General features: G+C 65.0%; 3 protein-coding genes and 1 pseudogene. All 4 read left to right on the top strand.

Features of this window, described 5'->3' with window-relative positions; genetic code table 11:
- The first annotated feature begins 1,075 nt into the window (after positions 1 to 1,075).
- Positions 1,076 to 2,026, top strand: coding sequence for a P-type conjugative transfer ATPase TrbB (trbB, locus tag AB7U46_RS17480; protein ID WP_428338264.1), 951 nt, complete (start codon positions 1,076 to 1,078; stop codon positions 2,024 to 2,026).
- The gene (locus tag AB7U46_RS17475; RefSeq protein WP_428338263.1) at positions 2,023 to 2,355 is read left to right on the top strand and encodes a TrbC/VirB2 family protein; all 333 of its coding nucleotides are present in this window, start codon (positions 2,023 to 2,025) and stop codon (positions 2,353 to 2,355) included. The genes trbB and AB7U46_RS17475 overlap by 4 nt, the downstream gene beginning before the upstream one ends.
- Entirely contained in the window at positions 2,355 to 2,627 is a 273-nt protein-coding gene (locus AB7U46_RS17470) for a VirB3 family type IV secretion system protein (RefSeq protein WP_275735521.1), read from the top strand. Before AB7U46_RS17475 ends, AB7U46_RS17470 begins: the two co-directional genes overlap by 1 nt.
- A 14-nt stretch (positions 2,628 to 2,641) precedes the next feature.
- A pseudogene (locus AB7U46_RS17465) lies at positions 2,642 to 3,867 on the top strand (conjugal transfer protein TrbE); the annotation flags it as partial.

Raw genomic sequence — 3,867 nt, 5'->3', positions numbered from 1 at the left:
GCAATGGCTATGGACATACAACAACGACCGCCCGAACATGGGCATCGGCGGCATCACACCCGCCATGAAACTGAAAATGGCCGCGTGAATTCTACGGATGCGCCCCGCTAAAAAGGGGAGGATTACCTCATCAAATCGTTAGTCCTCGACAATCGCGGGTAGCGGCCAATCGCCTTTCTCCTCTGACCATCTTGGATGGGCCACCCTCAACTTCATTGCAAAGCCATTGAGGCGCGTGTTCAGAGAACCGACGACAGCCTCAATGCTGTTGAGTGATACTGCGTGTGCGACGAAATCCCCAATCGTTAATTCGCGCGATCAATGTGGGCGGCGAAGGTGAGGTCGATCTTGGGGCCCTTTGCCAGCCGCTTTCCACGTTCGAAATACTGCAGCCCGCCATTACTAGCTCAGCTATGACGCCTCGAAGGAAGACTTCCAGCGTCGTAACGAGCCTGATCGAAAAAACTCGACAAACGGCGGGGCGAGTGCTGCGATGGTATCAACGTCCGCATGAAGCGCGTCGATCTGCGCAACGAGCTCCATCCCGAGCCGGGGGTGATCGCCGCGGCGCTGGTTCCAATCGGTGATCTGTTGGTATGAGGAACGCCGCATGGGGCCATTGTTAACCGGAACTGACCTTCATGCGTAGTGCAGTGAAAGTCCGCTTCGTCCCGCATCCGCGACATTCGACCCATACCGCGCCCAAGGTCCGGTTTGGGTCAGAGGGCTGACGATTGGGCCAATATTGCGTGACGCTGCGCCTTGGCAAGGCTCAGAAAGCCAGCCCGATTGTGTCAACGAGTCTCGGCGTTCGACAGCTGGTCGATTTGCTCGGATCAGCAAGACTTTCTGTCTCCGCGTGTACGAGCCCAGCACACTCTGGTCAGAACCTCCGTTCCCCTGTCGTTGCACGCCACGACCCTACGCCACCTGAACATCTGTTGAACCGGCGCCAGTTCCGGCTTTCTTAATCGACCCCGATCCGGGGCTGCCTGTTGGAGGCGTCCGGCAAAGGAACGGGGACGACATGGCGGCGCACGACCGGCGACCAGAAGCGATCGAGAGAGGCGCGCGGATGCTGCGCACCGCGCTCGGGCCGGCGATCGCCCGGTTTCTGGAAGACCCCATGACCGTCGAGGTGATGCTCAACCCCGACGGGCGGCTCTGGATCGACCGGCTGTCCGAGGGCCTGGCCGACACCGGCGAAACGCTTTCGCCCGCCGATGGCGAGCGCATCGTCCGTCTGGTCGCGCACCATGTCGGGGCGGAGGTCCATGCCGGCGCGCCGCGGGTTTCGGCAGAATTGCCCGAGACCGGTGAGCGCTTCGAGGGTTTGCTGCCGCCCGTGGTCGCGGCCCCGGCCTTCGCGATCCGCAAACCGGCCATCGCCGTTTTCTCGCTCGATGACTACGTGGCGTCCGAGGTGATGACGCCCGAACAGGCCCGGGTGTTGCGGGCTGCCGTTGTCGGGCGCGCCAATATCCTGGTCGCGGGCGGCACCTCGACTGGCAAGACCACGCTGACCAATGCGCTCCTCGCCGAATTGGCAAGCACGCAGGAGCGCGTGGTCATCATCGAGGATACGCGCGAGCTGCAATGCGCCGCGCCCAATCTCGTTGCCCTGCGCACCAAGGAGGGCGTGGCCTCGCTCTCCGATCTGGTGCGCTCTTCGCTGCGCCTGCGGCCCGACCGTATCCCGATTGGCGAGGTCCGCGGTGCCGAGGCGCTCGATCTCCTGAAAGCCTGGGGCACCGGACATCCGGGCGGCATTGGCACCATTCATGCGGGTTCTGCGCTCGGGGCCCTGCGCCGCATGGAACAGCTCATTCAGGAAGCCGTGGTCACCGTGCCACGCGCCCTGATCGCGGAGACCATCGACCTTGTCGCCGTTCTCGCCGGTCGCGGTGGGGCGCGCCGCCTCATCGAACTCGCCCGGGTCGAAGGTCTCGGCGCCGATGGCGATTTCCGGGTTTTCCCGGCCAAATTCCCGACGTCCACCGCTCACGAAACAGGAGACAGCGCATGATCCCGAACCCCCTTCATATTCCTCGCCATGTAGCGACGGCTGCCACTTTCGCGTGGGTGAGCCTCGCGCTTGCCCAGCCGGCCCGGGCCTCGGGCTCGTCCATGCCCTGGGAGGCGCCGCTGCAAAGCATACTCGAGTCGATCGAGGGGCCGGTCGCCAAGATCGTCGCGGTGATCATCATCATCACCACCGGCCTCGCGCTCGCCTTCGGCGACACTTCGGGGGGCTTTCGCCGCCTGATCCAGATCGTCTTCGGCATCTCCATCGCCTTTGCCGCCAGCTCCTTCTTCCTGAGCTTCTTCTCCTTCGGCGGCGGGGCGCTGATCTGATGCTGGAGCAGCTCTCCGAGGTGCCGGGCTTTTCCGTGCCGGTCCACCGCGCGCTGACCGAGCCGATCCTGCTCGGTGGGGCGCCGCGCGCTTTCGCGATCCTGAACGGAACGCTGGCCGGGGCCATCGGCCTCGGGCTCCAGCTCTGGCTGGTGGGGATTGCGATCGCGCTTCTGGGGCACGCGGCAGCGGTCTGGGCTGCGCGGCGCGATCCGCTCTTCGTCGAGGTCGGGCGCAGGCATCTGCGCCTGCCCGGGCATCTGCAGGTCTGAAGGAGGGCAGGGGCGTGATGAACCTCTCCGAATACCGTCCCCGCGGGGCGCGTCTGGCCGATTACTTGCCCTGGGCGGCGCTGGTGGCCAAGGGCGTCGTGCTGAACAAGGACGGCAGCTTCCAGCGCACGGCGCAGTTTCGCGGACCGGACCTCGACAGCGCGGTGGCGGCGGAACTGGTCGCAGTCGCCGGGCGGCTCAACAATGCTCTGCGTCGGCTCGGCTCAGGCTGGGCGATTTTCGTTGAGGCGCAGCGTTCCGAGGCGGCGACCTATCCCGAGAGCCATTTCCCCGATCCCGCCTCGGCGTTGCTCGATGCCGAGCGCAAGGCCGCCTTCGAGGAGCAGGGGATGCATTTCATCTCGGGCTACTACCTGACGCTGCTCTATCTGCCGCCCGCCGAAGATGCGGCGCGGGCCGAGACCTGGCTTTACGAGGGGCGCGAACACGCCGGCGTGGACGCCCATGAGATCCTGCGCGGGTTCATCGACCGTTCCGACCGGGTGCTGGCGCTGCTCGACGGTTTCATGCCGGAATGCCGCTGGCTCGATGATGGCGAGGCGCTCACCTACCTGCATTCGACCATCTCCACCAATCGCCAGCGCGTGCGCCTTCCTGAGGTGCCGATCTATCTCGACGCTCTGCTCGCCGATCAGCCGCTCACCGGCGGGCTCGAGCCGCAGCTCGGCCGGGCGCATCTGCGCATTCTCACCATCACCGGCTTTCCGACCGCGACGACGCCCGGCATCCTCGATGAGCTGAACCGGCTGGCCTTTCCCTATCGCTGGTCGACCCGCGCGATCCTGATGGACAAACTCGAGGCCACACGGATGGTCACCAAGGTGCGCCGGCAATGGTTTGCCAAGCGCAAGAGCATCGCCGCCATCCTGCGCGAAGTGATGACCAACGAGCAATCGGCGCTGGTCGATACCGATGCCGCGAACAAGGCGGCTGATGCCGATCTCGCGCTGCAGGAGCTCGGCGCCGACTTCGCCGGACAGGCCTATGTCACCGCCAGCATTACCGTCTGGGATGAGGATCCGCGTCTGGCCGACGAGAAACTTCGACTGGTCGAGAAGGTCATCCAGGGCCGGGATTTCACCGCCATGGTCGAGACGATCAACGCGGTCGATGCCTGGCTGGGTTCGCTGCCCGGCCATGCCTATGCCAATGTCCGCCAGCCGCCGATCTCGACCCTGAACCTCGCCCATATGATCCCGCTTTCGGCGGTCTGGGCGGG

The sequence above is a fragment of the Paenirhodobacter sp. genome, from assembly GCF_050177655.1.
Classification (GTDB): domain Bacteria; phylum Pseudomonadota; class Alphaproteobacteria; order Rhodobacterales; family Rhodobacteraceae; genus Rhodobacter.
Note: the sequence above shows the minus strand (reverse complement) of the source record. Positions and strands in the feature narration are given on the sequence as shown.